The organism is Pantoea sp. 18059 (genome assembly GCF_902706165.1).
GTDB classification, from domain to species: domain Bacteria; phylum Pseudomonadota; class Gammaproteobacteria; order Enterobacterales; family Enterobacteriaceae; genus Pantoea; species Pantoea agglomerans.
This window is the reverse complement of record NZ_CACSJS010000002.1, coordinates 475,248-499,395: the sequence shown is the minus strand read 5'-3', so window position 1 is coordinate 499,395 and position 24,148 is coordinate 475,248. Positions and strand designations below refer to the sequence as shown.

The following is a 24,148-nucleotide window of genomic DNA, read 5'->3' as shown; positions in this document are numbered from 1 at the left end:
ACGGCCGTTGGCTCATTCGGCCAGTTTTGTTGGTGTGATCCCCGCCGGGATCGGGCAGTTATAGGGCTGCGCGGCGCGTACCCGATCAAACTCGGCCCGGCAGCCAGCCAGCGCCTGCCGATCCGTTAACAGCGTTAACACCGTGGCCGCCATCACTTTGCCCGCCAGAAACATCCCCTTATGCCCGATACTGGTGCGTCCCTGCGCCACCAGTTGCCAGGTGTGCAGCGGCGTGCCGAAAGTAAAGCAGGGCGCAAAACACTGTGCAGTCGGCGTCACCCAGCTGACATCGCCGACGTCGGTGGAGCCATAAAGCAGATCACGTGTGACCGCATAGGGCGCGACCTCATCCATAAACAGCTTGTCACCCAGTTGTTCAGCCCAGGCGTGACCGGCTTCACCACCGGTTCGGGCGGCATTGAGCCGGGCATTGCGCAGATCGTCATCAGTGAGCGTGGCACGCAGTTCAGCCGCAAACGCGCGTTCTTCGTCGCTGTAGTCGGGCAAACCAAACTGATGCAAATAACGCTCCATGACCGCTTCCAGCGCGCGATTCGGGACGTAATCCGAGCAGGCTTTGTCAAAACGTACGGTCAGCGTGGTGTCGGTCATCAGTGCTGCACCCCTGGCGATATTGATCACCCGTTCATAAATCGCCTGCGCCTGTGGCAGTTCCGGGGCGCGGATCAGGTAGAGCACCTCCGCATCCGCCTGCACCACGTTTGGCGATACACCGCCGCTGTTGGTGATGGCGTAGTGCAGACGTGCCTCCTGAACAATATGCTCGCGCAGAAAATTGGCCCCGGTATTCATCAGCGTGACGGCATCCAGGGCGCTTCGGCCCAGATGGGGAGAATTGGCCGCGTGCGCCGCAACCCCTTTGAAACTGAACGCCGCCTGAATATTGGCGAGGGTGCGCAGATTGAACATGCCGCTGAACCCCTCCGGATGCCAGGTCACGGCGGCATCAACGTCGTCAAACAGCCCTTCGCGCACCATAAAAGTCTTGCCCGAACCGCCTTCTTCGCCAGGGCAGCCGTAAAAGCGAACCGTGCCGCCCGTGTGATGCTGTTCCATCCAGGCTTTCACGGCGCAGGCCGCCGCAACACCTGCCGTGCCGAGCAGGTTGTGACCGCAGCCGTGTCCGTTGCCGTTGGCTTCCAGCGGTTGTGGCCGGGCGCAGCCCGCCTGCTGACTCAGGCCCGCCAGCGCATCGAACTCGCCAAGGATGGCAATCACCGGCTTGCCGCTGCCCGCACTGGCGATAAACGCTGTATCGATGCCACCCACGCCGCGTTCCACTCTGAATCCCTCTTCTGCCAGCGCATCAGAAAGCAGGGCTGACGAGCGGGTTTCAGCAAAGCGGGTCTCCGGTGTGTCCCAGATGGCGTCACTGAGCGTGCTGAAACGAAGCTGATGACGAGCGATATAGTCGGCAATAAAGTCTTCCATCATCGTGAGCCCCCATACTGCGCCTGGTTCAGCGCCAGCGTCGCCAGCAGCGTGATGGCGTCCGGCATCACCCGCTCATCAAAGTCGAATTTCGCATTGTGGTGACCCGCCGCCAGCTCACAGCCAAAAATGACGTAAGAGGCCTGACCGCCGCGCTGCTTTACCCGTTCCATCATGTAGGTCGCATCTTCCGAACCCGCCGCCTGCGCTTTACGATCGACCACGGAGTTGAAGATACCGAGCGCGTCCGCCTGCTGATGGATGAAATCAACCCATGGCTGCGTCGGGGTACAGCTGCGCGCGGCCCCCATCAGCGAGACCTGCTGCTCAACGCCATACATCGCCGCCGCACCGGCAATCACCCGCAGCGCCTGCTGATAGATGTCGTCGTTGACCTGATTGGTCACGCCACGGGTTTCGACTTTCAGCAGGGCGCAGTCGGCTACCACGTTGCGGCCGGTTCCCGCCTGCAGCACGCCCACGTTGACCCGTGCCACGCCGCCGCTGTGCTGGGTTAAACCATGCAGCGCCAGCGTTGCCTGTGCGGCGGCCAGCAGGGCATTGCGCCCCTCTTCAGGACGACCGCCCGCATGGGCACCGACGCCGGTAAAGTGAACATCCAGCTTGGTAGTGGCGAGGAAGCTGTCGCTGCCGCACACCACTTCGCCTGCCGGCACGCCGGTGCCGATATGAATGGCGGTGAAGCGATCAACGTCATCGACCACGCCCGCCGCCACCATCGCTTTTGCGCCACGCACACCCTCTTCGGCGGGCTGGAAGATCAGTTTAATCGTACCGCTGAGCTGATCTTTCATCGCCATCAGCACCGAGGCAAGACCCAGCCCGATGGTGGTGTGGCCGTCATGCCCGCAGGCGTGCATCATGCCTGCGTTGCAGGAGACGAACCCTTCACGCTGCGGCAGATGATCGTCAGCCTGGCTCTCGTTGAGATCCAGGGCATCCATATCGACGCGGAAGCCCATCACCGGGCCAGGACGGCCGGTCTCGAGCGTTGCCACGATGCCGCAGAATCCGCCGGAGAAGTGGCTGATCCACTGCGGCAGCGCGCCCTGTTGCAGCGCGCGCGCTTCCTGCTGCTTCAGCACCGCCTCGTCGGGCAAGCCCATCCGCGCGTCGGCGTCGATGACCTCACGGCCCAGCTTCAGTTGATAACCGAGCTTATGCAGCTCTTCAGCAACTAAGGTGGCGGTACGGAACTCCAGCCAGCCCGATTCGGCATAGTGATGGAAGTCGCGACGCCACTGTTGCAGCTGTGGCAGCCGGGCGCTGACGTGGTCTGAAAGGGGTTTCATCGGCTCTCTCCTCGTTGTTGATTTTTTATGCACTGTTCCGAATCTACACAATGGTATTGACCGGCATAAGATGCGAATATCTTGTGACTGATAAACAACGGTTATCGCAAAATTATGTCTGCCAATCTCAAGCTCCATCAGCTGCGCGCCTTCGTTGACGTGGCGCGACAGGGCAGTATCCGGGCGGCAAGCCGTCTTTCCGGGCTGTCACAACCGGCGTTAACCAAAGCGATTCAGGAACTGGAGCGCGAGCTGGGGGCAAAGCTGTTTATCCGCCGTCAGCAGGGCGTGGTGTTAACCGATATCGGTGATAACTTTTTTCGGCATGCCAGCCTGGTGCTGGCAGAACTGCGGGTCGCCGAAGAGGATATCCAGCAGCGGCTGGGACTGGGTGGCGGTCAGGTGAATATCGGCGTCGGTGGCAGCGTGGCGCGCACCATTATGCCGCAGGTGATTAACCAGTTTCATCGCGAATACCCGCTGGTGAAGGTGCGCATCGTCGAAGGCCAGCTGGTGTCGATGGTGCATGAACTGCGCCAGGGCGCGCTCGATTTCACCATTAATACCTACGATCAGAGCCATCTCGATCAGGAGCTGATGTATGAGCGGATGATGGAGCGCGAGTACAAGGTGGTGGTGCGCAAAGGCCATCCGCTGGAAAAGGCGCGTTCTCTGGCGGAGTTACAGCAGGCGGACTGGACGATGCCAACGCCTAAAGGCAGTTACTACCGCTTGTTGCACGATCTGTTTGGCGAGCGCGGCATGGCCCCGAAAATTGTGGTGACCTGTGAAACCTTTATGGCCTGCACCAGCCTGGTCGCGCAAAGCGATTTCATCAGTATTCTGTCGGTCGACGTCATTGACGACCCGATTCTGGGTCGGTCGCTGGTGGCGCTGACGCTCGACGAACCCCTGCCGAAAGCGATCTTCTATCTGATCCAGCGCAAAGACACGACGCTGACCCCAATGAGCAGTTATATGGCACAACTCTTTCGCCGTTATTGCCAGTAAAATCAGCGAGTAAAGTCGATCGTCTACACTGTTAAGGTACTGAAAAAAATCCACCCGACAAATATAGAGGTTACGATGCAAGTCAGTCCTTATCTGTTTCTCTATGGCCGTTGCGAAGAGGCTATCGACTTTTACCTGCAGGCGACCGGGGGAGAGTTGCTCTCTAAAATGAAATTCGGTGATATGCCGGATCAGGGTGAGCAGGTCGGCGATCAGTCTGCCGCGCCGCAGCCGCCAGAAAAGATCATGCATGCCCAGCTGCGTATTGGTGACGGTGAGCTGATGCTGAGCGATGGCAACACCGATCAGCCGCCAGCGTCTGAGCATGCCGGTTACGCGGTCAGTCTCTCAACTACCGATGTCGAAAAGGGTAAAGCCTGGTTTGAGAAACTGTCGGCAGGCGGTAAGGTGACAACTGAGTGGCAGGAGACGTTCTGGTCGAACGGATTCGCGATGTTCATTGATAAGTTCAACATTCCATGGCGCATCAACGTCGAGAAGCCGCAGGAATAATCGGGCCAGCCGGCGTCGTAATTTGCGGCGCCGTATTAATTAATGGCAACTGCCCGGATTAATGCGCGGCGGCGCTATTCAGGCCGCCGCACGTAATCAGAAGTTATAACCCGCCACCAGGTAGTAACCCCAGCCAGTCGATTTCACTTCAAACGGCCCGTTGCCGAAGTTCAGTTCCTGACCATCCGCCCACTGTCCGCCGTTGTGGAAGTAACGCGCCACCGCAGAGAAGTGCCAGTGATCGTAACCCAGTGACAGAATGTGACTGGAGGCGATTGAGTTGCTGGTGCGTGATGAACCGCCTTTATCGCGGAGATCGGAACCCCAGTCGAAGTTGGTGAAGCCCACATAGCCCAGATTACCGCCCCACAGCGTGGTGATTGGCACAAAGTATTTCACCTTGAAGCGATAGCCATCCCAGCTGTTTTCATTCGCCGCACCGTAGTTTTCCCACTGATATTTGGCGTAGACGTTCAGCGACAGGCCGACATCGCTGTGCGTATCGATATCGGTGCCCAGACCCATATACCAGGTGTTCTGGCGGCTATCGCTGTTGCGGCCCATGTCGTAGATGTAGTTGTTAGCGAAATACCACTCTTTGAACGGACCAAACGCCAGGCTGGTGCCGGTCAGTTTGTCGATAGAGAAGCGCGGCTCAATCTCCATAAACATCGGTGAACCGTGATCAAAAATGCCGTTGGCGTTGCTGTTGCCTGCGCCGAAGAAGTTGGTCAGGTCGAGGTAGCCATAAAAATCGAACCAGTCCTTTTTCGCAAACGCTTCATATTCCAGATAAACGTCGTTGTTAAACTGCGGTCCGAAACGGGTGTGGTAGCTGCCTACCACGTTAACGCTCTGATGCCACCAGTCGGAGACATACTGCGGATCGCTTTCAGCGGCCTGCGCAGCGCCACTCAATGAACATGCCAGCACGGCACCTGCTATCAACGTTTTAAATTTCATTATTATCAGCCACATGCTTTTGACCGCCGCACAGCAGACGCAGTCAGAGAGAAATCGGTCCCTTGATGGGAATGAGGGTTTCACAGCAAATAACAGCCAGTTCTTCAGCCCGCGTAGCGTGCCTGTAACAGATCGATAGAAAATAGATTTTGCTCACGTTTGTCAAAAAGTGTTGCATTACAATTCAGCTAAAATGTGATGCACTTCACAATAATGACCAGGATCGAACGGAACCAGGCAACCGTTTACGTTGTCTGGTTCGTGATCAAACGGGCGGGATCAGGGAAGGGTGACGCGAACCTGCAAACCACAAATGGCACCCTGTGGCGTCAGGCAATTGGAAAGGGCGACGTGAATCTGATGCTTCTGTGCGACGTTGCGCACAATGGATAATCCCAGTCCGCTGCCCTGGGCTTTAACGTCAGGCGAACGGGTAAAACGGTCAAACGCGCGTTCGATAAAGGATTCCGGCATGCCTGGCCCGTTATCGACAATATCGACCACTGTTTTACCTGCGACCCGATGCAGCAGCACATCGACCAGGCTGCCCTCCGGCGTGTGCAACATGGCGTTACCAATCAGATTGTCGAACAGGCTGCGCAGCTCGGAACGGCTGGCCTGCAGACGATACTGCGTGGAGCCATTAAAGCCGATATCAATGCCGCGTTTATCTGCCACTACCATCAGCTGCTCAATGCTCTCTTTCAGCAGATCGTCCAGTTCGATATGCTCGACGCTGGCGACCACGCTCTGGTCATCCTGACGCGAGACATTGAGTAACTGCGTGACCAGATGACGGGTGCGTGTGACGCCCGCTTCCAGCTGGCTGAACTGTCGGCTCGCTTCGCCTGGCTGGATGTGCTGACGCAGATTTTCCAGCTGCAAGGTCACCGCCGTTACCGGCGTGCGCAGCTCATGCGCCGCATCTTCCAGGAACTGACGCTGCGACGACCAGGCCTCACGCAGCTTACTCAGCAGCGAGTTGTAGGCGGCCACCAGCGGCAGGATCTCATCCGGCAAGCCTTCGGGTGAGACATTGTGCGGATGATGCGTCTCCTGCGCGGCAATCTGACGCGAAACGACCTGCAGATCCCGGGTGATCTTGCGCACCACCAGCCAGATCACCAGCAGTGAAAGCGGCATCATCAGGATCAACGGAATGATCGCTGACAGCGCCCGCTTGACCATCAATGCCTTCATGTAGCTGAGGTTGTGCATCACCTGGATAGTTTTTATCTCGCTGCCAGGTAAGCCGGGCCGGGTATAGATGCGCCATTCGCAGTCGTCGCACTGACCCACATGCACGTCGCGATAGCCCCGTTGATTTTGCAGCGGAGCCTGCAGCTCCGGCCATGAGCTGGCCCGTAACTGACCCCGATCGTCCCACAGTTGCACCACAAAGGCGCTCTTCGCCTTGTCAGGCGCAATAAGCATCGGCATCAGGGCGGGCATCTGTTTATTAGTGGACCAGGCATCAGCGATTTTTGCCAGCTGATCGTCCTTCATGGTGCCGACCATATCGCCGTAGCAGCTGAAGAAATACCAGGTGACGCCGCCGATCATCAGCAGATGAATAATCAGCAGCGTAGAGAGTAATTTGTTGCGTAATGAACGCATAAAGGTGAAGGGTTTCATATTGCCGGTACCCGCCAGCCCAGCCCGCGCACGTTGCGGATCACGTCGTTATCCAGCTTGCGGCGCATCCCGTGGATCAGGACATCCACCGCGTTGCTGCTGACTTCATCGCCCCAGCCATAGATGCGATTTTCCAGCTGCTCGCGCGACAGAATAGCGCCTGGCCGCTCCAGCAGGGCGTAGAGCAGGGCATATTCGCGCGCCGTAAGCTGCTCGCGCTGTCCTTTGTAGAGCACTTCGCGGGTCATCATATCCAGCTGCACATCGCCGCTGCCCAGCACTGAGTCTGCTGCGCCGTGGCTGCGTCGGGTAATCGCGCGCATCCGGGCCATGACTTCCTGTAAATCGAACGGTTTAAGCAGGTAGTCGTCAGCGCCGCTGTCGAGTCCCTGAATCCGCTGCGCCACCGTGTCGCGTGCGGTAAGAATCAGCACCGGCGTGGCGTCGCCGCGCCCGCGCGCCCGGCGCAGTACCTGCAGGCCATCATCGCGCGGTAAGCCGAGATCGAGCAGCACGCAGCTGTAGCCGCCTTCGCTCCAGGCATTCTGGGCATAGATGCCATCACGCACCCAGTCCACCGACCAGCCCGCGCCCTCCAGTGCCTGCTGCAGGTTCGCGCCGATCATTTCATCATCTTCAACCAGTAACACGCGCATGGCTGATCTCCTTCAGAAAGATGAGGGGAGTTTACTCACCAATTGTTAGGCCAGAATTATCCGCCGTCATACTTCGCACTGTGGCGGTGTTGGCTGCTTTTGCTCACCCCAGTCACTGACTTATGTCAGCTCCTGGGGACTCGCGCAGTTGCCGCCTTGCCACAGCACGGATTATTTTGGCGGACTTCTGCCGTCATACTTCGCACTGTGGCGGCGTTGGCTGCTTTTGCTCACCCCAGTCACTGACTTATGTCAGCTCCTGGGGACTCACGCAGTTGCCGCCTTGCCACAGCACGAATTATTTCGCGGACCGCCGTCACCGGTATTTTATGGAGGAGTCAGGTGGCCTGATGTCCCCATCCATATCCATTGAGATGCCAGCGATTGCAAGCGTAAATGGGGTGACGTATATTTGAGCAACAGATTAATGCCAGACATTTCAGCGGTGAATAGTATGTCAGCCCAGGAAGCAAAAATCAGACATCAGCGCGAGTATCAGGAGCGTGTTGAAGCCGTCCGAAATGGTCAGGCTCCAGGCCGCGTGCTTGAAAAACGTCCTCAGGGTATTGTGCCTGCAAAAAGTGGACGCAGCCTCGCATTTTTCTGATGTCACGCCGTGCTGAAATCAGCCAGGTAGTAAAATAAGCTCATCATACAGGTGGGCTTTTTTTATGACATTGCACGCTATTCCTCCAGAAGAACAGATCCTTAAACTTAACCGTTATCTTATTGATAACGCCGGACAACTTCCGTCACCGGTTATTACTGTAGGCGGTCAGGCTGTTATGTACTGGTATCTGACCTACCTGCATCTTTATCCTGATCAGCCTGATGTAACATCCATAACCTCAATTGATGTTGATTATGTCACCCGAAAGGAAGGCGTTGATTTTCTGGCTCAGGAATATCAGCGATATCTCAAACATGTTGACGCCTGACAGGGCTGAATGCCCCTGTCACTTATGATGCAGAAATAAATTTGTCTGACTCAGCGTTTTTATCTTCTGCCTTTTTTCAGCAGCAATCCCTTCTCGAACTTTCACACTAAAGCCCCGCTGGCCGCGCGATTCCGCCTCCGTTTCCGCCGTTGCTAATTCTGCGCTAATTTTCTGCTAATTAAGGGATAAATTTTAGCAGGTAGAGTGGCTCCACTGCACATCAGCATCAACAGGAGGAACCATGAATCAGCGCGAGTTTATTCGGAGTTTGCTGGACTGGATTGAGAACAACTTAGGACACGATCTGCATCTGGATGAGGTGGCGCGCCGCTCGGGCTATTCGCGCTGGCATCTGCAACGGCTGTTTCGCCAGCATACCGGCTTTTCACTGGCAGAATATATCCGTCAGCGCCGTTTAACCGAGTCTGCGCTCACGTTGCTGAGCAGCAACGAAGCGATACTGCAGGTGGCGATGAACTATGGCTTTGATACCCAGCAGGCCTATACCCGCACGTTTAAAAACTACTTTATGGTGACGCCTGGCCAGTTGCGCCGTCAGCGTCGCGTCGAGCCGGATCGGCTGCTATTCCCTCTGGCGATGGCCAGCTGATGCCTGATAAGACCTTCCCGTCACAGCCTGCGGACGGGAAGGTCGGCCCGCGCTTTGCGCTTCTCTCCACTTGTTCTTCGCCTCGCCTTTTTTTACCCATCAGCCACAGTGACCCCGCCCGAACGTGTTAGTTTGTTGCCAGCATCCCTTTACTGTCGGAGTCGGGAAACATGGAAAACGGCGCGAATTTAACCGCCATGTTGGTATTTGCACGGGTTGTGGAATTACAGAGTTTCAGTGAGGCGGCACGCGCACTCGGCTTGTCCAAATCCCATGTCAGCCGGGAGATCGCCCGTCTGGAGCTGCGGCTCGGTATCCGGCTGCTGCAACGCACCACCCGGCGGCTGGCGCTGACCGAGCTGGGCCAGGCGTACTATCCCTACTGTGTGCGGATGCTGGCCGAAGTGCAGCGCGCCGAAGCCTTTGTGCAGCAGGTGCATCAGCAGCCCGCCGGCCATGTCAGGCTGCAGGCACCCGTCACGTTCGGCTGCCAGTGCATAGTCCCTGTTCTTAATCGCTTTCTGCGTCGGCATCTGCATATCAATGTCGATCTTGATCTGACCGATCGCAGTCACGATCGGCTGGATGATCAGGCGGATCTGGCGATTGTGATCCGATCCCGATCGCCACAGCAGGGCAATTTTCGGGTACTCAGCGAAATCGAGTGGGGGCTCTATGCCGCGCCCGCCTACCTGGCGCAGCGACCCGCTATCACGCATCCTGAGATGCTGCCACGCCACGACCTGCTGCTGTTTCATGGTCCGGCGCACACCGCCGCACTGCCGTTTCGCCGTGATAAACAGCGGCTGGCACTGGATGTACGCAGCCGTTTTCGCGCCAATAACAGTATGGCGCTGCTCAATGCGGCACTGGCGGGGAGCGGCATCGCCTATCTGCCCTCCTACATGGCCCAGGAGGCGATGGCGCGCGGTGATATTCAGCAACTGCTGCCGGAGTGGCAGATGGATCGTCTGCAAAGCTATCTGCTGCTGCACGATACGCCTGAACCGGCGTCGCCCGTGACGCTGCTGTGCGATGCCCTGGTTGCGGCGCTGAATACAGGCTGATTGTTGCCTGCTGACAACAATCAGCGCCACAGAGTAACTATCTCACCGCGACTGTTGTTACTCCGCTACGCCGGTTAGCCTGTATCCCTGATCACTCACCGGATATCATCATGCAACAGTCACCCGAAACTGCAGAGTTTCAGCACTGGCGACGTAACTTAGGGGTCTGCGTCGTCGGCTCTTTTACCACTATCGTGGCGATGACGCTGCTGCTGCCGTTCCTGCCGCTCTATGTGCAGCAACTCGGCGTTGAGCAGCCAGCCGCTATCTCCCGCTGGTCCGGCCTTGCCTACGGCGCGACCTTTTTCAGCGCCGCACTGACTGCGCCGTTGTGGGGCAGGCTGGCTGACCGCTATGGTCGTAAGCTGATGCTGATTCGGGCCAGTCTCGGGATGGCGATTGCGATGTCGCTGATTGGCATGGCGACCGCGCCGTGGCAACTGGTGGCGCTGCGCCTGCTGGCGGGGCTGCTGGGCGGCTACGCGTCGGGCTCGACCATTCTGGTGGCGGCGCAAACGCCGAAAGCGCAGACCGGCTGGGCGCTGGGGGTGTTGTCCTCCGGCATTATGGCCGGCAACGTGGTCGGGCCGCTGCTGGGCGGTGTGTTACCGCCACTGATCGGGATTCGTCAGACTTTCTGGTTGACCGGTGCCGTGATTTTTCTCGCCTTCCTCGCCACCACCTTTTTACTCAAAGAGCAGCCACGAGCTCCCGCGACATCGCGCGCCAGCCAGCAACCGCATCCTGAAGCCGGGCCGGTTAATCACAGCCTGATACGGCTGATGTGGCTCTCTGGCATGTTGCTGATCTTCGCCAGCATGTCGATTGAGCCGATTATTACGCTTTACGTGGGCGAGTTTGTGCAGGGCGACCATCAGATCACCCTGATAGCCGGACTGGTGATGTCCGCTGCGGCGCTGGGTACGGTCCTGGCGGCACCACGACTGGGTCGGCTGGCCGATCGGGTAGGGCACTGGCAGGTGCTGACCGGTGGTTTAGTCGTTAGCGGCCTGCTGCTGATACCCCAGGCATTTATCACGGCGGCCTGGCAACTGGTGCTGCTGCGTTTTCTGATGGGGATGGCGCTGGGCGGGTTGATGCCGTGCATCACGGCGATCATTCGTCATAACGTGCCGGGTTCACAGGTTGGGCGGATGCTGGGATATTCGACATCGGCACAATATATCGGCCAGGTCAGCGGCCCGCTGTTCGGTGGGCTGGTGGGTGGTGCATTCGGGATGCGGCCGGTGTTTCTGGCAACCTGCGTGGTGATGCTGTTTTGCGCCTGGCTCAACTGGCGTGGGATGAAAAAGTAGCGCGATCAAAAAAGGCGGACCGGAGTCCGCCTTAGTTTATTCACAGCTGCGTGAATTACTTCTGGTCTGGCAGCGCGTAGGCAATCACATAATCGCCCAGCTTGGTACCAAACGAGCCGTGACCCCCTGCTGCGATGACAACGTACTGCTTGCCATCCACTTCATAGGTCATCGGTGTCGCCTGGCCGCCTGCTGGCAGACGTGCCTGCCATAACAGTTCGCCGGTATCAGTGCTGAAAGCACGCAGGTAGTTATCTGCGGTCGCACCAATGAAGAACACCTTACCTGCGGTGGTGATAGGACCACCCAGCATCGGCATACCCATTTTGAACGGCAGCGGAACCGGTGCGCTATCGCGAACGGTACCGATACGCTGTTTCCACACCACGTTGTTGGTCTTCAGATCCACCGCGGAGATGTAACCCCAGGCAGGCTGTTTGCATGGCAGACCAAACGGTGACAGGAACGGGTTCAGCTCGACGCCATACGGCACGCCATACTGAGGCTGAATACCGGTTTCAGTACCTGAACCACCTTCAGCGCCTTTCGGCGGCTCAATCGGGTTGCCTGGGCCACGTGGAATCAGCTTAGAGACAAACGGCAGCGCCATTGGGTTAGCAATCGCGATCTGACGATGAGGATCGACTGCGATGCCGCCCCATTCGAACATACCGAGGTTACCCGGGAACACCAGCGTACCCTGCTCAGATGGCGGGGTGAACGGACCTTCATAGCGCAGGCGCTTGAAGATCACGCGGCACACCAGTTGGTCAAACATCGTTGCGCCCCACATATCCTTGTCCGTGAGATTCTGTTTCGGACGGAAGGTCAGCTCAGAGTAGGGCTGAGTGGCGGCAACGTGATCGCCTTTAGCAGCACCCTGTGGCACTGGCGTTTCTGGCGCAGGCACGACTGGCTTGCCGGTTCGGCGATCCAGTACAAAGATGTTGCCGGTTTTCGCTGGCGCGTAGACAACCGGTACGGTATTGCCATCTTTGTCGGTGATGTCAGCCAGCGTCGGCTGCGACGGCAGATCCATATCCCACAGATCGTGATGCACAGTCTGATAAGACCAGACCAGCTTACCGGTGGTGGCGTTCAGGGCCAGCACGCTGCTCGCATAACGCTCCTGCTCTGGTGTGCGGTTACCGCCCCAGATATCCGGTGTGCTCACGCCCATCGGCAGGTAAACGGTATCCAGTTTCGGATCGTAAACTGCCGGTGCCCATGAGTTCGGAGAGTTCATGGTGAAGGTGTGTTCATCAGCCGGAATGGCATTAGGATCTTTTGCGCCTGGATCAAACACCCACAGCAGTTTGCCGGTATTCACATCAAAGCCACGAATCACGCCTGACGGCTCGCGGGTTGAGTAGTTATCGGTAACCGCACCCGCCATCACGATGGTGGTGTTAGTAATCACCGGCGGTGAGGTCGGCTCATACTGACCCGCAGTGGTGACAGGCTGTTTGTGTTGCAGATCCAGCTCGCCGTTGACGCCAAATGCCGGGCAGCGTTCGCCGGTCTCTGCGTCCAGTGCAAACAGACGACCATCGTTTACCGGCAGATAGATACGACGTGAACACAGCGCAGGCTGAGTGTTCGCTGCATCGGCGGCTGCCGGCACTTCGTGGTAAGAAACACCGCGACAGGTCACGTGCTGGAAGGTCGGGTTGACCTTCATGCCCGGATCAAATTTCCACTTCTGCTTACCGGTGGCCGCATCCAGTGCAAACAGGATCTGGTGTGGCGAACAGAGGTAAAGCGTGTCGCGGATTTTAATCGGCGTGACTTCGTCGGTAATTTCACCCGGATCGTTAGGGGTTTTCATGTCGCCAGTCTGGAACTGCCAGGCAACCTGCAACTCTTTCACGTTCTGGTGATTAATCTGCTTCAGCGGAGAGAAACGGGTTCCCTGCTGATCACGCGCATAAGCGGGCCAGTCAGCGTCCGGGATGTTGCTCAGCGGCGCAGCCTGCGGGGCATTGTCAGCGGTTTCTGGTACTGATCCGTTAATGACCTGCGGATCGTTGAATACCGCATAGGCCAGCACAATGGCACTGGCAATCAGCGCCACAGACATGGTACCCAGCGCGGCTTTGCTGCCCGCGTTGAAGCTGCGATAAACAAACGGCAGGATCAGCCAGACACCGAAGATCACCAGCACATCGGTGCGTGGTGCCAGTGCCCAGAAGTCGGTGCCCACTTCCCATACACCCCAGATCAGAGTGCCGATCAGTAGCAGTGCATAAAGAACCAGCGCAGTGCTTTTACGACGGGAAAGCAGATAAGCGGTGATAAGCATCACCACACCGCCAAAAACGTAATACCAGGAACCACCAATGGCGGCTAACCAGCCACCGCCAATCAGCATAAACGCGCCCGTCAGCACTGCGAACAGCACTGTCAGGAAACGAATTACGCCAAAAGATGAGGAGTTTTTCCCCATAATATCGACCTCGTTTCGTTGCCATAAAACACACGAAAACAACCAGATAGGCTGTTTCCAGTTATCAAGTACAAATGATTAGGGTGTTCTGAAGTATCTCTTCCGTTAAGACAGACGATCCCTTTGTGTTAAATGTTATAGCAAAATCAGATCGAGGTTTGATTTTTTTGGCTTAAACCGCTTAACAACTGGAATAAAACGACATTTTATGGGGGATTAAAGGACGTTAAGCGCACCGCCGTGTGCCCTTAACGCCGGAAGGCAGGATTTGTGAATCAGCAGCTAATAAGATCGCCGTCCGAGCGTTGCTGTTGCCAGCCGCTGATATTTATCTCAGCAAACTGCTCAGCGGTTAAGGGCGGCGTATGACTTCGTACGATTACCTCTGCCCCTTTTTCACGAAACGTCGCCATAAAAAAGGGAAAGGTAAACTTCTCATAATTATCATTAAAGAAAGATTCGGTTAAAACAATTCCTGAAAAAGGAAATGATTCCAGTAGTCGCCAGTCTGCACCCGGTGGCGCAAAATCATAAAGCCAGAAATCAAATTTCTTTGTTAATTCAAGCAGTGACGTACTGTGTGCTGCCAGACTGGAATAATTAATGCCAATCCGGACACGCGCATTTTGTAAATGCGTATAGGCATCCGGAACCGCGATCATTCCCCGTAATCGAATATCTTCCACCGGAACAACCATTAATGCTGCTTCAGTAGCAATTTGATTGTGTAATGAAATAATGTTGTTTGTATTAAGTATATTGCCGCTATCCTGGTTTAGCTGAAGATAAGGCACGCTATAGCAAATGCCAGTGACATTACGCTTAACGTGATGGATTGGTTCAGTAACATAGGGGTTATATAAACTGTTTTTCATTATCTCTATGAAATTCAATAGAAAGGATTTTTTGTTAATTAAGCATATAAAAAGTCGCATTTTTCTAAACGCGTGAATAAATATAGATCACATGCTTAATCCAAATCATCCTTTTGTTGCCTGAGAAAGTAAATAAACCTGTTAGCAAAGAAACGATAATTCCTTTGGCGTCTGATGATGTGCTGGAATATATTCAATAGTCGGGACCAATAGGCTGGTAATAATCATGAGGGGTCTGACGCGCCTCGGCCGGACAGGGACGCTGCTTATCGCACAGGGAGGCAGCGCTGGAGCCGCAGGCCTTCTGCTCGCATGCGGTCTGCTATCGTGAAGCCGACAATCACCACACCAATAACACCGCGCAACGACGCGGGTTTCCTCACCTGATTTGGGATAAGACATGGGATTTATGGCATCGGCAGCGGAAGAGTCGCTGTGGCGACATCGGACATTTGTCGCCTTCTGGGTGGCGCGTACCTGCTCATCATTTGGTTTTCAGATGTTCTCGGTCGCAATCAGCTGGCAGATCTATGCGCTGACCAACAGCGCGATGGCGTTAGGGATGATTGGCTTAATGCAGTTTCTGCCGTCGGTGTTGCTGGCGCTGCCAGCGGGCCATCTGGCGGATCAATATGACCGGCGGCGGATCGTGCTGTTGGGTCAGCTGGTGGAATTTGCCGCACTGCTGGCATTAGTGGTGCTTACCTTATTCCATACCCCCGATAAGACCGCGTTGTGGGGGTTGGTGTTTATGATTGCAGTGGCGAAAGCGCTGGAGTGGCCTGCGATGTCTTCGATGCTGCCGTCGCTGGTGCCACCTTCGATTCTGGCGCGTGCGATGGCGATGAACTCCGTGGGCGGTCAGGCAGCGGTTATCGTCGGGCCGACGATTGGCGGGCTGCTTTATGTCGCCGGGCCGCATGTGGTGTATGGCGTTTCCGGGCTATTTTATCTGGTTTCGCTGACGCTGGTGAGTCTGCTGCGTTATGAGCGTCCGGTGCAGGCTCGTCTGCCGATGAATATGAAGAATCTGTTTGCCGGGATTCACTTTATCCGTGAGCGCAAAGATGTACTTGGGGTAATTTCGCTCGATCTGTTTGCGGTGCTTTTGGGCGGTGCAACGGCGCTGCTGCCGATTTTTGCCAAAGATATTCTGCATACCGGGCCCTGGGGGTTGGGGATGTTGCGCGGCGCACCGTCGGTGGGAGCATTGCTGGTGGGCATCTGGCTGAGCCGTCACAAGCTGGAGAAGCATGTCGGGATGATTATGTTTGGCTCGGTGGCGGGCTTTGGCGTTGCGACGCTGGTGTTCGCGCTTTCCACGCATTTATGGCTGTCGCTGGTGGCGCTCTGTGCATTGGGTGGCTTTGATATGGTGAGTATGGTGATCCGGGGTGCGCTGGTGCAGCTGGATACGCCGGATACCATGCGCGGTCGGGTGAATGCGGTTAACGCGATTTTCATTAATACGTCGAATCAGCTGGGCGAGTTTGAGTCGGGGTTGCTGGCGGCCTGGATGGGTGCGGCACCGGCGGCGGCGATTGGCGGCATCGGTACGCTGGTGGTGGTGGCGCTGTGGATGAAGTTGTTTCCGCATCTGCGACGGCGTCAGAAGCTGGAGAATGAGGTGGATCCGGTTTGATGACTGGCGTTGGGGTTAGGTGAGGGGGGTTGTGAGGTGGTTAACCACGGCGCAGGCGCAGGGAACAAACACCTTTCGCAAAGACGCAAAAGCGCCATCCATTCGCTCATTCGCTTTGAGTTTGTTCGTTGCCTAAGGCTGCGGAGAGATGGATTGAGGCTGGCTGGGTTATTGCGGTTGTAGAATTGTGTGCAGGCATATGCTGCCATCGCTTTAAGTTTGTTTGTGACCAAAGCCTGTCTGCGGCCCTTGAGAGTCCTTTAATGCTTTTCTGATACGAACGGCTCGTTTCCGGCACCTTTAACTGTTCCGCCATTTAGTGATGCTGCGCAGCGGCAATGATTAAAAAATGCCCTTTTCTAATCCCAGTTCTTGATCCTGGCATAGGAGTGAATGACAAATCAGTGCCAATTAAAACCATATTGATGGCACTCAAGAGATCAGTTTTCGTTTACGGAAGGCAGCGTGCGCTAATATTTTTCAGGCTGGTATCTAAAACGGTAGAAGAATGAATGGACGCAAAGACGCTCGCCGTATCAGTTGCTCATGGTATTGCTTCACTTCCGATGGATTTTTATTTGGGTATTGAAAGAACCTTTCAGGATCTCAACCTGGCAGATGGCGGCAAAAACATTCAGCGCCGTAACTTCGGTGAGGATGAGAGGATGTATCGGGCTTTGAACAAGCTCTTCCGTAACAGAGCCATTCTGGGGCAGATTGCAGAGATGATAATCAAAGACTCTCTTTCCTACCTTCCGGATCCAGCCCTTAAAAAAATCACAGATAAACTCATCGGAGCAGCGTCTTCACTGGGTTCAAGACAGTCCATGCAGCTGGCCATTACAGGTTATCTTGGTTCAAAAGTTGTTGGAGGAATGATGGCCAGCGTGATAACGAAGTTATCACTGCGATTATGGACAGGCACCCTTGCGGGCGGCATAGTTCTGCAGGGGGTGCTTTCGCGTGCTTCTGCAGCTTCACGGCGTTTGAGGCATCAAAATCCTGAATTATGGTCAAGGCTTTATATACTTGATTTTGAAATGCTTTACTTCCTCTTTGAAGAACCTTTAGCCAATTACATCGAGCTCGGTGAGACTCTACGTAAAAATCCTTCGAAAACGGAGCAATTTCTGGGTGCAATCGAAAATCTTTAGACTAATCAGAAAAGTCATTTCTGAGTTATCAGGGGCGGTTGTTGTCAGCGCTGTAGTGATTGGAATTTTCATCGCAATATTTGCGAATGAAGGAATTATGCGCGTTATCGCCCCCTTACTCGTCTTTATCGCTGGCCTGGTTCTTTACTGGTTAGCCTGGAAGATTTCATCCAAAGAAGATTGAAACCAGGTCACTAATAAACACATTACCATCAGGGATGAAAGACTGTCGCGTATCAGCACAAGATCACCCGGTGCAGGCTCAGCGCGGGCGATTACGCACCTCATCCCTGAGGTGCGCCCGAAGCCGGGCCAACGCTTTGCGTTGTTCAAAAACGCTCCCGGCGTTTTTGTCCGTGGCCCGCGATGCTTTGCTACAGGCATATGTTCCCATCGCTTTAAGTGTTTAAGTTGCCTCTGACTGAGACGCAAACCGGACGAACGCAAAGCTCCGGAACGCCTTTCAAAACGTTCCTGATTTACACGAAAACGCGTTCCTTGCTATAACTTATCTCTCATCGGCAGGCCTGTGGCCTCCTCAGTCAGCTTAAGCGCTTATAGAGGGTACCGTTATGAATCAGACTCACTCCATTCCGGAAATTTATAATCCTGATGTGCCGTATTCAGTAAAGTGCGAGATCGTGGCGCAGCTGTGCCGGGCGCTGGCTTCCCATAAAAACATCCCGGTTAGCGCCCTGAGAAAATATCTTCTGGAAAAAACTCACGTTGATTTCGAAAATCTGGAGGATAACCCGGTAGGAATGCTGCTGCTGTATGAGTACCTTCACTGCCAGCGCCCCTCGGTCTGCGCCCGGAATGAAAAAAACCTTCATTAAGCGCTGCCTCCAGCAGGGGGCCATTTAATCAAATACGCCTTCGGAGAAGAGGGCTGGAGAAGGGGCGGTTGAGTTGTCGCTGGCAACGGTTTCCCGAGCCAGCTCAACCTCAATATTGTCACTGGCCCGAAGGCCAGTACAGGAAGTTACCAGTCATACTGCCATTAAAATCCTGGGGTCAGAGGGGGAGGCCGACCCGCAGGCTGGGGCCATCAGGCCCCGGTTTTTCCCAGGTTGGCGTCAAATGTTAGCCAGCTTTCACGCATGTCCACTACGCTGCGGGTTTTACGGGCCTCATCGATTTTAATTGCCGTGAGGCCCGCTTCCAGCGCGTCCACTACTGAAACTTTCAGCGGTGTTCCCTGTTTAATATGTTTAACGATCTCTTCAGCCATCAACGCATCTGCGCCGTAATGGCCATCATACGCATTGCCGCTGTAGGCGGTATCGACCTCTTTCTCGCCGCTGCGCGCGTTGTGTACGCGGAAGTAGTTGCGCACGAAGTCGCCTTCCGCCATGCCGTCGGTGCCCATGACACAGAAACGGCGGAACTCATCCGGCACATTCAGATTGGCGTGGAAGGCCAGCGTCGCGCCGCCTTCGTACTCAATCAGGGCAGTCTGGTAGTCGACAATATCGGCATCGCTATCGAACACCGCATCGGTGCTCGACCAGCCGCTGGGCTTCACGTGATAAAGTTCTGAGTCAGCGGTGATAGCTCCCTGCGGCGCATGAGCGGGAGTAAAGGATTTCCGGCCACCAAAGCTGGCGACGCGGATCGGGCGCTCCTGCAACAGGCCCTGATAGAGATCGATGTCGTGACAGCATTTTTCCAGAATGTACGGGCCGGCATATTTCTCCAGACGGCGCCAGTCGCGCTGAAAGAATGCGCCGTGATAAGGCTTGATATGTTCTGTCGCCTCAATCGAGGTGATCTCACCCAACTGACCCGCATCGCGTGCCGCCAGCAAATCATGATAGAGCGGGGAATAGCGCAGTACCAAGCCGACCAGAATGCGCGCTTCGCCATACTGACGCACCAGCTTCGCCATCTCCATGGTCTGCTCTTCATTGATCACCACCGGCTTTTCGGTAAACACCGTGTAACCCGCTGCCAGCGCCTGACCCACATGCTCCAGATGCAGAAAGTTGGGAGAGCCAACCAGCACGACATCCATTCCGCCATGTTCCAGCAGAGCATCGATTGACGCAAAGGCCTGGCCGGGCGCGATACCAAAGCTGTGCAGATTAGGCAGTCCGGCGGGTGCCGGATCGTAATAACCCACTACCGAAAAGGCGTCGTCGGCTTTGCTGAACTCTTTGATCACGTGGGACAGTCGAAAGCCGAGACCGATAATGCCTACTTTCATGTTAAACCCCTGCTCCTGAAATCGCATGATGCATAGCCCGCCTGTGATCGGGCGCGCCTGTTGATAATCTGACCACCAACTTATTACGACAGAAAAACTAATGTCAATAACGCACTGCGCGTTTTGCGAGGGGTTTTTTGTTATGATGATGTAAAATAAGAAGAAAATTCAGATATGATTTTGCTATATTTATTTGTTATTGCGATTTAAGTTTTTTTATCCTATCGTTCGCTCATTATGGCTATAACCCTTAATCAGGGAAGGAAGCGCGTGCAACCACACTATCTTCTGGGCATTGATGGCGGCGGTACACAGTGTCGCGCGCGGTTAACCGACCTGCAGGGTCGCATTCTGGCTGAAGCCACCGGCGGGCCTGCCAACGTCTGGTCAGACTATGACGCGGCGCTGACCTGCGTCGGGCAGCTGATCGAACGGGTATTGTCACAGGCGGGATTAGCCCCGGAGGCGCTGACGCAAACCGCGCTGGTGGCCGGATTAGCCGGTGCGAACGTCACCTCGGTACAGGCGCGGCTCGCCAGCTGGCAACCTGCCTGCGCGGCGTTACAGGTGGTCAGCGATGTGGAGATCGCCTGTGCGGGCGCCCATGGCGGCGCACCTGGCGCCGTCTTTATTATCGGCACCGGCAGTCAGGGAGCCGCGTGGGATGGCGAACAGTTTACGCTGCTTGGCGGCTGGGGCTTTGCCTTGTCTGACCAGGGATCGGGCGCTGAGCTGGGCCGTCGTGCGCTGCGGCTGGCGCTGCTGGCCCATGAAGCGATTATTACCCCGAGCGCTCTTACCCGGCAGCTGATGGCGCAGTTCGACCACGGCCCGGAAACCATGCTGCTCTGGACGCGCTCAGCGACGCCTGCAGACTGGGCTCGCGTGGTGCCACAGATTTTTGCGGCCGCCGACGCGGGCGATGGTCATGCACAGGATCTGCTGCATCAGACCGCAGCCGATATCGGCCTGATGGTCCGCCGTCTGACTGCCCTGAGCAGCGGACCCGTGGCGCTGATGGGGGGACTGGCCACGCCGATTCAGCGCTGGCTGGATGACGATATTCAGGCCCGGCTGGTGACGCCGCAGGGCGATGCCCTGAGCGGGGCGCTGATACTGGCGCAGCAGCTGACGCCTGCCCGATTACCGATCTGAAGCTGGCTGAGCATCCTCAGCCGGATAACCCGAGGAATTTATGACCGCTCCCAACGTAACCGCGCGCATTCTGCGGTTGATTGTTGAAAATGCGCCGATCAGCCAGTCAGACCTGAAAGTTCGTAGCGGACTGAGCATGTCGACCGTGTCGCAGGCGACTAATCGCCTGCTGGCGCAGGAAATCGTGCAGGAGCTGGGGCTGCGTCGCGTGTCGATGGGGCGGCCAAAAACGCTGCTTGGGCTCAATCCCGATCGCGCCAGCGTGATTGGCATTCAGCTCAATGCAGAACGCAACCTGATCGTCATGACCGATCTCAGCGGCAATCTGCTGGGTGAACAGCAGATGCCGAAAGGCACGCTTACACCGCGCCAGCTCGGCGATGCACTGGCGAAATTCCTGCGCGGCGTTGAGGAGAAGCGGGTGGGCGCCATTGGCCTGGCCCTGTCGGGACTGGTCGATGCCGAAAACGGCTACTGTATCCGCTCCAAAGTGCTCGACTGGGACAACGTCCCGATTGCGCGCCTGCTGGAAGAGCGTTTCTCGCTGCCGGTGTTTATCGAGAATGACGCCAACGCCATGGCAATGGCGGCGCTGGTATTTGGTCAGCTCGGCAACGCGCAGTCGGCGGTGATCGCCACCTACGGCAAAGGGATCGGGGCAGGCATCATCCTGAATCGTCAGCTCTACCGCGGTCGTCACGGCAAGGCGGGGGAGATTGGCAACGGGCTGGTGGGCGACGGCTCACTGCGTCTGCTGGAAGATGTCGCCTCATCGCGCGCCATTCTGCAACGGCTTGCTGAGCAGGAACCGGTGGAAGGCCTCACGTGGCAGGCGCTGGATCAGCGGCCAACACCCGAGGTGCTGGCGGTGCTGGAAGAGGCAGGACGCGAGCTGGGAATTTCACTGGCGAACCTGTCGGTGGCTTACGATCCGGATGTGGTTTATCTGGCGATGGAGCCGCACATGGCGTCACGCATTCTGCTCGATCACATCACCCAGAGCTTCCAGGCCTACCGACTTAAACTGACGCCGCACATGACGCCGCTGCAGTTCCTGACTGAGTCGAACCGCATGTGGGCGCTGGGCGCGGCGGGTTTTGCTGTCAACCGGCTGCTTGATCTGCTGGCGGCGCAGGCCGATGAAGAGCCGGTCACCTGAGTTATCCCTCGAATAAAAACGGGCGCCGCGGCGCCCGTTTTTGTTTCCGCGCTTCCCTTAGCGCAGGCGCATTCCCTGCTCATCAAACAGCAGGCAGTGCGCAGCAGAAAAGCCCAGTTCAACCTGGGTTCCCAGATCGCGCGTGGTTGCTTCGCGCTCTTCCACCACCAGCATCTCTTCACGCCCGATATCCAGGTAGAGATAGTTGGTGTGGCCCAGCATTTCGCCATAGGCCAGCTCGCCGTGAAAGCGCAATGCCTCCGGCGTCTGCGCGGCAGGCTGGAAATGCTCGGGACGAATTCCCAGCGTCACGGTTTGCCCCTCGCGGCAGTCGGCGGCGATTTTCAGCACCAGCCCCTCAATCTTCAGTTCCGGCACCCGCAGCTGCACTTCACCCTCGCCCGTGGCGCTGATTTCCGCCCGCAGGAAGTTCATTTTTGGCGAGCCGATAAAACCGGCGACAAACAGGTTATCCGGATCGTGATAGAGCGTCAGCGGTGCGCCGACCTGCTCAATGCGGCCCTGACGCAGCACGACGATGCGGTCAGCCAGCGTCATCGCTTCCAGCTGATCGTGGGTGACATAAATCATGGTATTGCCGAGCGAGGCGTGCAGCCGCGCAATCTCAATCCGCATCTGCAAACGCAGCTCGGCATCGAGGTTAGAGAGCGGCTCATCGAACAGGAAGATACGCGGATGACGGATAATTGCCCGGCCAATCGCCACGCGCTGCCGTTGTCCGCCAGAGAGCGCGCGCGGCAGGCGGTCGAGCAGTTCGGTGAGATGCAGGCGGGCGGCCGTCCGGGCAATCGCCTCATTGATCTCCGCCTTAGACTTCTTCATTACCTCAAGCGGATAGGCCAGGTTGCCGCGCACCGTCATGTTGGGGTAGAGCGCATAAGACTGAAACACCATAGCAATGCCGCGCTCGGTGGCGGGCTGCTGCGTCATGTCCTGCTCCTCAATCAGCAACTGACCGCTGCTGATCTCCTCCAGCCCGGCGATCATCCGCAGCAGCGTCGATTTGCCGCAGCCGGATGGCCCGACAAACACCACAAATTCGCCGCTGTTGATCGTCAGATCGATGCCATGAATGACATTAACGTGTTCATAAGACTTCTTCACATTCTGCAAGCGCAGGCTGGTCATCGGCTACCTCACTCAGAGTAACTGGCCCATGTAGATGGCATTGCTGCGCAGGATTGGGGTGAACCCCATGCGCTGATAAAAGGCACAGACCTGCTCATTCTGCAGGCTGACGCCAAGATGGACACCGCTGACACCGGCAGCGCGCAGCGCCGCCAGCTCATGCTCAATCATCCGGCGACCCCAGCCGCCTTTCTGTGCCGCCGGCAGCAGGTTGATATGCAGATGAGCGGGCCACTGCGTCACCAGCGTGTCAGCGGCCTGGTCAGGATGGCGTATTGCGTCGAGCACTTTGCTGTCGAGCGGCGCGCTGGCGCTGCGATCACGATATTTCTCCTGCAGCTGCGGCCACCATTCGGCCTGTAGCTGCGCTTCAAACGCGCGGGTATCGGGCGCGGCGACCACATAACCCTGCACCTCACCGTCCCGCTCCAGCACAAAAGCAAAGTCAGGCGCGAAACGCGCATAAGGCACAGCAAAACGCTGGCCGGGATAGTCAGGATCGGAATAGAGCGCGCGGGCATCGCCACCTGCATCGGCTGTTTCCAGGCAGATGCGGTAGAGCGCCGGGTAGTCCGCCGGGGTGGCCGGACGAATGACACCTTGATTCGCCATGGTGAATTCTCGTGAGTGAGTGAATCGGTCAGGGATTGAACAGATCCGCAGATAAAAGTTACGTTAATGAAAGTGGACTTAGTTTTCAAGATAGAATAATTACCTTATCTCACTAACACGGGCGCTTCGGCAATGTTTACCGGCATCGGGATGCACAACTGTGATCGCCAACACGCCCGGATCGTGGCGGCTGGCAGCAGATTCACGGCCAGTGAAAGGGGAAAAGTGTGAGCGTGATAGGATTTTCGTATGTTTTATCAGGACGTTATTTTGCAA

At 56.5% G+C, this 24,148-nt stretch carries 21 protein-coding genes; 10 read left to right on the top strand and 11 right to left on the bottom strand.

The genetic code is table 11. From position 1 onward, the window contains the following. Positions 1 to 12 precede the first annotated feature (12 nt). Positions 13 to 1,455 carry a M20 family metallopeptidase gene (locus tag GVJ63_RS09090; RefSeq protein ID WP_159226730.1) on the bottom strand — a complete coding sequence of 481 codons (1,443 nt, stop codon included), beginning with the start codon at positions 1,453 to 1,455 and terminating at the stop codon, positions 13 to 15. Beyond that, entirely contained in the window at positions 1,452 to 2,765 is a 1,314-nt protein-coding gene (locus GVJ63_RS09085; protein ID WP_064690598.1) for a M20 family metallo-hydrolase, read from the bottom strand. The genes GVJ63_RS09090 and GVJ63_RS09085 overlap by 4 nt, the downstream gene beginning before the upstream one ends. Before the next feature lie 114 nt (positions 2,766 to 2,879). On the opposite strand from GVJ63_RS09085, the gene GVJ63_RS09080 reads away from it, so the two are divergent. Together GVJ63_RS09080 and yjdN are read left to right on the top strand one after the other, a co-directional pair. Next, positions 2,880 to 3,776 carry a LysR family transcriptional regulator gene (locus GVJ63_RS09080; protein WP_010252093.1) on the top strand — a complete coding sequence of 299 codons (897 nt, stop codon included), beginning with the start codon at positions 2,880 to 2,882 and terminating at the stop codon, positions 3,774 to 3,776. 75 nt (positions 3,777 to 3,851) lie between these two features. Then, positions 3,852 to 4,289: a VOC family metalloprotein YjdN gene (yjdN, locus tag GVJ63_RS09075; RefSeq protein WP_010252091.1), complete on the top strand. Its 438-nt coding sequence runs from the start codon at positions 3,852 to 3,854 to the stop codon at positions 4,287 to 4,289. A 96-nt stretch (positions 4,290 to 4,385) separates the two neighbouring features. On the opposite strand, the gene GVJ63_RS09070 is transcribed toward yjdN, so the two are convergent. From GVJ63_RS09070 to GVJ63_RS09060, 3 genes are all read right to left on the bottom strand, one after another. Next, the gene (locus tag GVJ63_RS09070; protein WP_010252090.1) at positions 4,386 to 5,252 is read right to left on the bottom strand and encodes a nucleoside-specific channel-forming protein Tsx; all 867 of its coding nucleotides are present in this window, start codon (positions 5,250 to 5,252) and stop codon (positions 4,386 to 4,388) included. Between the two features lie 279 nt (positions 5,253 to 5,531). Continuing rightward, entirely contained in the window at positions 5,532 to 6,887 is a 1,356-nt protein-coding gene (locus GVJ63_RS09065) for a HAMP domain-containing sensor histidine kinase (RefSeq protein ID WP_159226729.1), read from the bottom strand. Then, positions 6,884 to 7,543: a response regulator gene (locus GVJ63_RS09060; RefSeq protein WP_010252086.1), complete on the bottom strand. Its 660-nt coding sequence runs from the start codon at positions 7,541 to 7,543 to the stop codon at positions 6,884 to 6,886. Before GVJ63_RS09060 ends, GVJ63_RS09065 begins: the two co-directional genes overlap by 4 nt. Positions 7,544 to 8,214: 671 nt before the next feature. On the opposite strand from GVJ63_RS09060, the gene GVJ63_RS09055 reads away from it, so the two are divergent. From GVJ63_RS09055 to GVJ63_RS09040, 4 genes are all read left to right on the top strand, one after another. Beyond that, positions 8,215 to 8,481, top strand: coding sequence for a hypothetical protein (locus GVJ63_RS09055; protein ID WP_010252074.1), 267 nt, complete (start codon positions 8,215 to 8,217; stop codon positions 8,479 to 8,481). 241 nt (positions 8,482 to 8,722) lie between these two features. Then, positions 8,723 to 9,091 carry a helix-turn-helix domain-containing protein gene (locus GVJ63_RS09050; protein WP_009092546.1) on the top strand — a complete coding sequence of 123 codons (369 nt, stop codon included), beginning with the start codon at positions 8,723 to 8,725 and terminating at the stop codon, positions 9,089 to 9,091. A gap of 170 nt (positions 9,092 to 9,261) precedes the next feature. After that, entirely contained in the window at positions 9,262 to 10,158 is an 897-nt protein-coding gene (locus tag GVJ63_RS09045; protein ID WP_159226728.1) for a LysR family transcriptional regulator, read from the top strand. A gap of 110 nt (positions 10,159 to 10,268) precedes the next feature. Continuing rightward, positions 10,269 to 11,474, top strand: coding sequence for an MFS transporter (locus GVJ63_RS09040; RefSeq protein ID WP_159226727.1), 1,206 nt, complete (start codon positions 10,269 to 10,271; stop codon positions 11,472 to 11,474). 55 nt (positions 11,475 to 11,529) lie between these two features. Here GVJ63_RS09040 and GVJ63_RS09035 read toward each other — a convergent pair whose 3' ends face one another. After that, complete coding sequence (locus GVJ63_RS09035; RefSeq protein ID WP_159226726.1) at positions 11,530 to 13,920, bottom strand: glucose/quinate/shikimate family membrane-bound PQQ-dependent dehydrogenase; 2,391 nt, start codon at positions 13,918 to 13,920, stop codon at positions 11,530 to 11,532. 275 nt (positions 13,921 to 14,195) lie between these two features. Continuing rightward, entirely contained in the window at positions 14,196 to 14,795 is a 600-nt protein-coding gene (locus GVJ63_RS09030) for a hypothetical protein (RefSeq protein WP_235038338.1), read from the bottom strand. A 400-nt stretch (positions 14,796 to 15,195) separates the two neighbouring features. Here GVJ63_RS09030 and GVJ63_RS09025 point away from each other — a divergent pair, with 400 nt between their 5' ends. Both GVJ63_RS09025 and GVJ63_RS09020 read left to right on the top strand, forming a co-directional pair. After that, positions 15,196 to 16,437 carry an MFS transporter gene (locus GVJ63_RS09025; protein ID WP_159226725.1) on the top strand — a complete coding sequence of 414 codons (1,242 nt, stop codon included), beginning with the start codon at positions 15,196 to 15,198 and terminating at the stop codon, positions 16,435 to 16,437. Positions 16,438 to 16,949: 512 nt separating this feature from the next. Next, on the top strand, positions 16,950 to 17,591 hold the full coding sequence (locus GVJ63_RS09020; protein WP_052271188.1) for a hypothetical protein: 642 nt from the start codon (positions 16,950 to 16,952) through the stop codon (positions 17,589 to 17,591). Positions 17,592 to 18,214: 623 nt separating this feature from the next. On the opposite strand, the gene GVJ63_RS09015 is transcribed toward GVJ63_RS09020, so the two are convergent. Together GVJ63_RS09015 and GVJ63_RS09010 are read right to left on the bottom strand one after the other, a co-directional pair. Continuing rightward, a complete protein-coding gene (locus GVJ63_RS09015; protein ID WP_010252057.1) occupies positions 18,215 to 18,424 on the bottom strand; it encodes a hypothetical protein in 210 nt (69 codons plus the stop codon). A 215-nt stretch (positions 18,425 to 18,639) separates the two neighbouring features. Then, complete coding sequence (locus tag GVJ63_RS09010) at positions 18,640 to 19,797, bottom strand: Gfo/Idh/MocA family protein (protein ID WP_010252054.1); 1,158 nt, start codon at positions 19,795 to 19,797, stop codon at positions 18,640 to 18,642. Between the two features lie 270 nt (positions 19,798 to 20,067). Here GVJ63_RS09010 and GVJ63_RS09005 point away from each other — a divergent pair, with 270 nt between their 5' ends. Beyond that, complete coding sequence (locus GVJ63_RS09005) at positions 20,068 to 20,952, top strand: BadF/BadG/BcrA/BcrD ATPase family protein (protein WP_061901843.1); 885 nt, start codon at positions 20,068 to 20,070, stop codon at positions 20,950 to 20,952. 40 nt (positions 20,953 to 20,992) lie between these two features. Beyond that, positions 20,993 to 22,111 carry an ROK family transcriptional regulator gene (locus tag GVJ63_RS09000; protein WP_159226724.1) on the top strand — a complete coding sequence of 373 codons (1,119 nt, stop codon included), beginning with the start codon at positions 20,993 to 20,995 and terminating at the stop codon, positions 22,109 to 22,111. 57 nt (positions 22,112 to 22,168) lie between these two features. Here the strand turns inward: GVJ63_RS09000 and GVJ63_RS08995 are convergent, their stop codons facing one another. Both GVJ63_RS08995 and GVJ63_RS08990 read right to left on the bottom strand, forming a co-directional pair. Then, entirely contained in the window at positions 22,169 to 23,260 is a 1,092-nt protein-coding gene (locus GVJ63_RS08995) for an ABC transporter ATP-binding protein (protein WP_010252048.1), read from the bottom strand. A gap of 12 nt (positions 23,261 to 23,272) precedes the next feature. After that, positions 23,273 to 23,872, bottom strand: a complete 600-nt coding sequence (locus GVJ63_RS08990) for a GNAT family N-acetyltransferase (protein ID WP_061901841.1) — start codon at positions 23,870 to 23,872, stop codon at positions 23,273 to 23,275. Positions 23,873 to 24,148 lie beyond the last annotated feature (276 nt).

What these genes read in the sequence shown, in the direction of transcription:
- GVJ63_RS09085 (WP_064690598.1), bottom strand. Translation starts at nt 2,765, where the DNA reads ATGAAACCCCTTTCAGACCACGTCAGCGCCCGGCTGCCACAGCTGCAA.
- GVJ63_RS09090 (WP_159226730.1), bottom strand. Translation starts at nt 1,455, where the DNA reads ATGATGGAAGACTTTATTGCCGACTATATCGCTCGTCATCAGCTTCGT.
- GVJ63_RS09080 (WP_010252093.1), top strand. Translation starts at nt 2,880, where the DNA reads ATGTCTGCCAATCTCAAGCTCCATCAGCTGCGCGCCTTCGTTGACGTG.
- GVJ63_RS09040 (WP_159226727.1), top strand. Translation starts at nt 10,269, where the DNA reads ATGCAACAGTCACCCGAAACTGCAGAGTTTCAGCACTGGCGACGTAAC.
- GVJ63_RS09055 (WP_010252074.1), top strand. Translation starts at nt 8,215, where the DNA reads ATGACATTGCACGCTATTCCTCCAGAAGAACAGATCCTTAAACTTAAC.
- GVJ63_RS09045 (WP_159226728.1), top strand. Translation starts at nt 9,262, where the DNA reads ATGGAAAACGGCGCGAATTTAACCGCCATGTTGGTATTTGCACGGGTT.
- GVJ63_RS09035 (WP_159226726.1), bottom strand. Translation starts at nt 13,920, where the DNA reads ATGGGGAAAAACTCCTCATCTTTTGGCGTAATTCGTTTCCTGACAGTG.
- GVJ63_RS09070 (WP_010252090.1), bottom strand. Translation starts at nt 5,252, where the DNA reads ATGAAATTTAAAACGTTGATAGCAGGTGCCGTGCTGGCATGTTCATTG.
- GVJ63_RS08995 (WP_010252048.1), bottom strand. Translation starts at nt 23,260, where the DNA reads ATGACCAGCCTGCGCTTGCAGAATGTGAAGAAGTCTTATGAACACGTT.
- GVJ63_RS09060 (WP_010252086.1), bottom strand. Translation starts at nt 7,543, where the DNA reads ATGCGCGTGTTACTGGTTGAAGATGATGAAATGATCGGCGCGAACCTG.
- GVJ63_RS09020 (WP_052271188.1), top strand. Translation starts at nt 16,950, where the DNA reads ATGGACGCAAAGACGCTCGCCGTATCAGTTGCTCATGGTATTGCTTCA.
- GVJ63_RS09000 (WP_159226724.1), top strand. Translation starts at nt 20,993, where the DNA reads ATGACCGCTCCCAACGTAACCGCGCGCATTCTGCGGTTGATTGTTGAA.
- yjdN (WP_010252091.1), top strand. Translation starts at nt 3,852, where the DNA reads ATGCAAGTCAGTCCTTATCTGTTTCTCTATGGCCGTTGCGAAGAGGCT.
- GVJ63_RS09050 (WP_009092546.1), top strand. Translation starts at nt 8,723, where the DNA reads ATGAATCAGCGCGAGTTTATTCGGAGTTTGCTGGACTGGATTGAGAAC.
- GVJ63_RS09065 (WP_159226729.1), bottom strand. Translation starts at nt 6,887, where the DNA reads ATGAAACCCTTCACCTTTATGCGTTCATTACGCAACAAATTACTCTCT.
- GVJ63_RS09010 (WP_010252054.1), bottom strand. Translation starts at nt 19,797, where the DNA reads ATGAAAGTAGGCATTATCGGTCTCGGCTTTCGACTGTCCCACGTGATC.
- GVJ63_RS09025 (WP_159226725.1), top strand. Translation starts at nt 15,196, where the DNA reads ATGGGATTTATGGCATCGGCAGCGGAAGAGTCGCTGTGGCGACATCGG.
- GVJ63_RS09030 (WP_235038338.1), bottom strand. Translation starts at nt 14,795, where the DNA reads ATGAAAAACAGTTTATATAACCCCTATGTTACTGAACCAATCCATCAC.
- GVJ63_RS09015 (WP_010252057.1), bottom strand. Translation starts at nt 18,424, where the DNA reads ATGAAGGTTTTTTTCATTCCGGGCGCAGACCGAGGGGCGCTGGCAGTG.
- GVJ63_RS08990 (WP_061901841.1), bottom strand. Translation starts at nt 23,872, where the DNA reads ATGGCGAATCAAGGTGTCATTCGTCCGGCCACCCCGGCGGACTACCCG.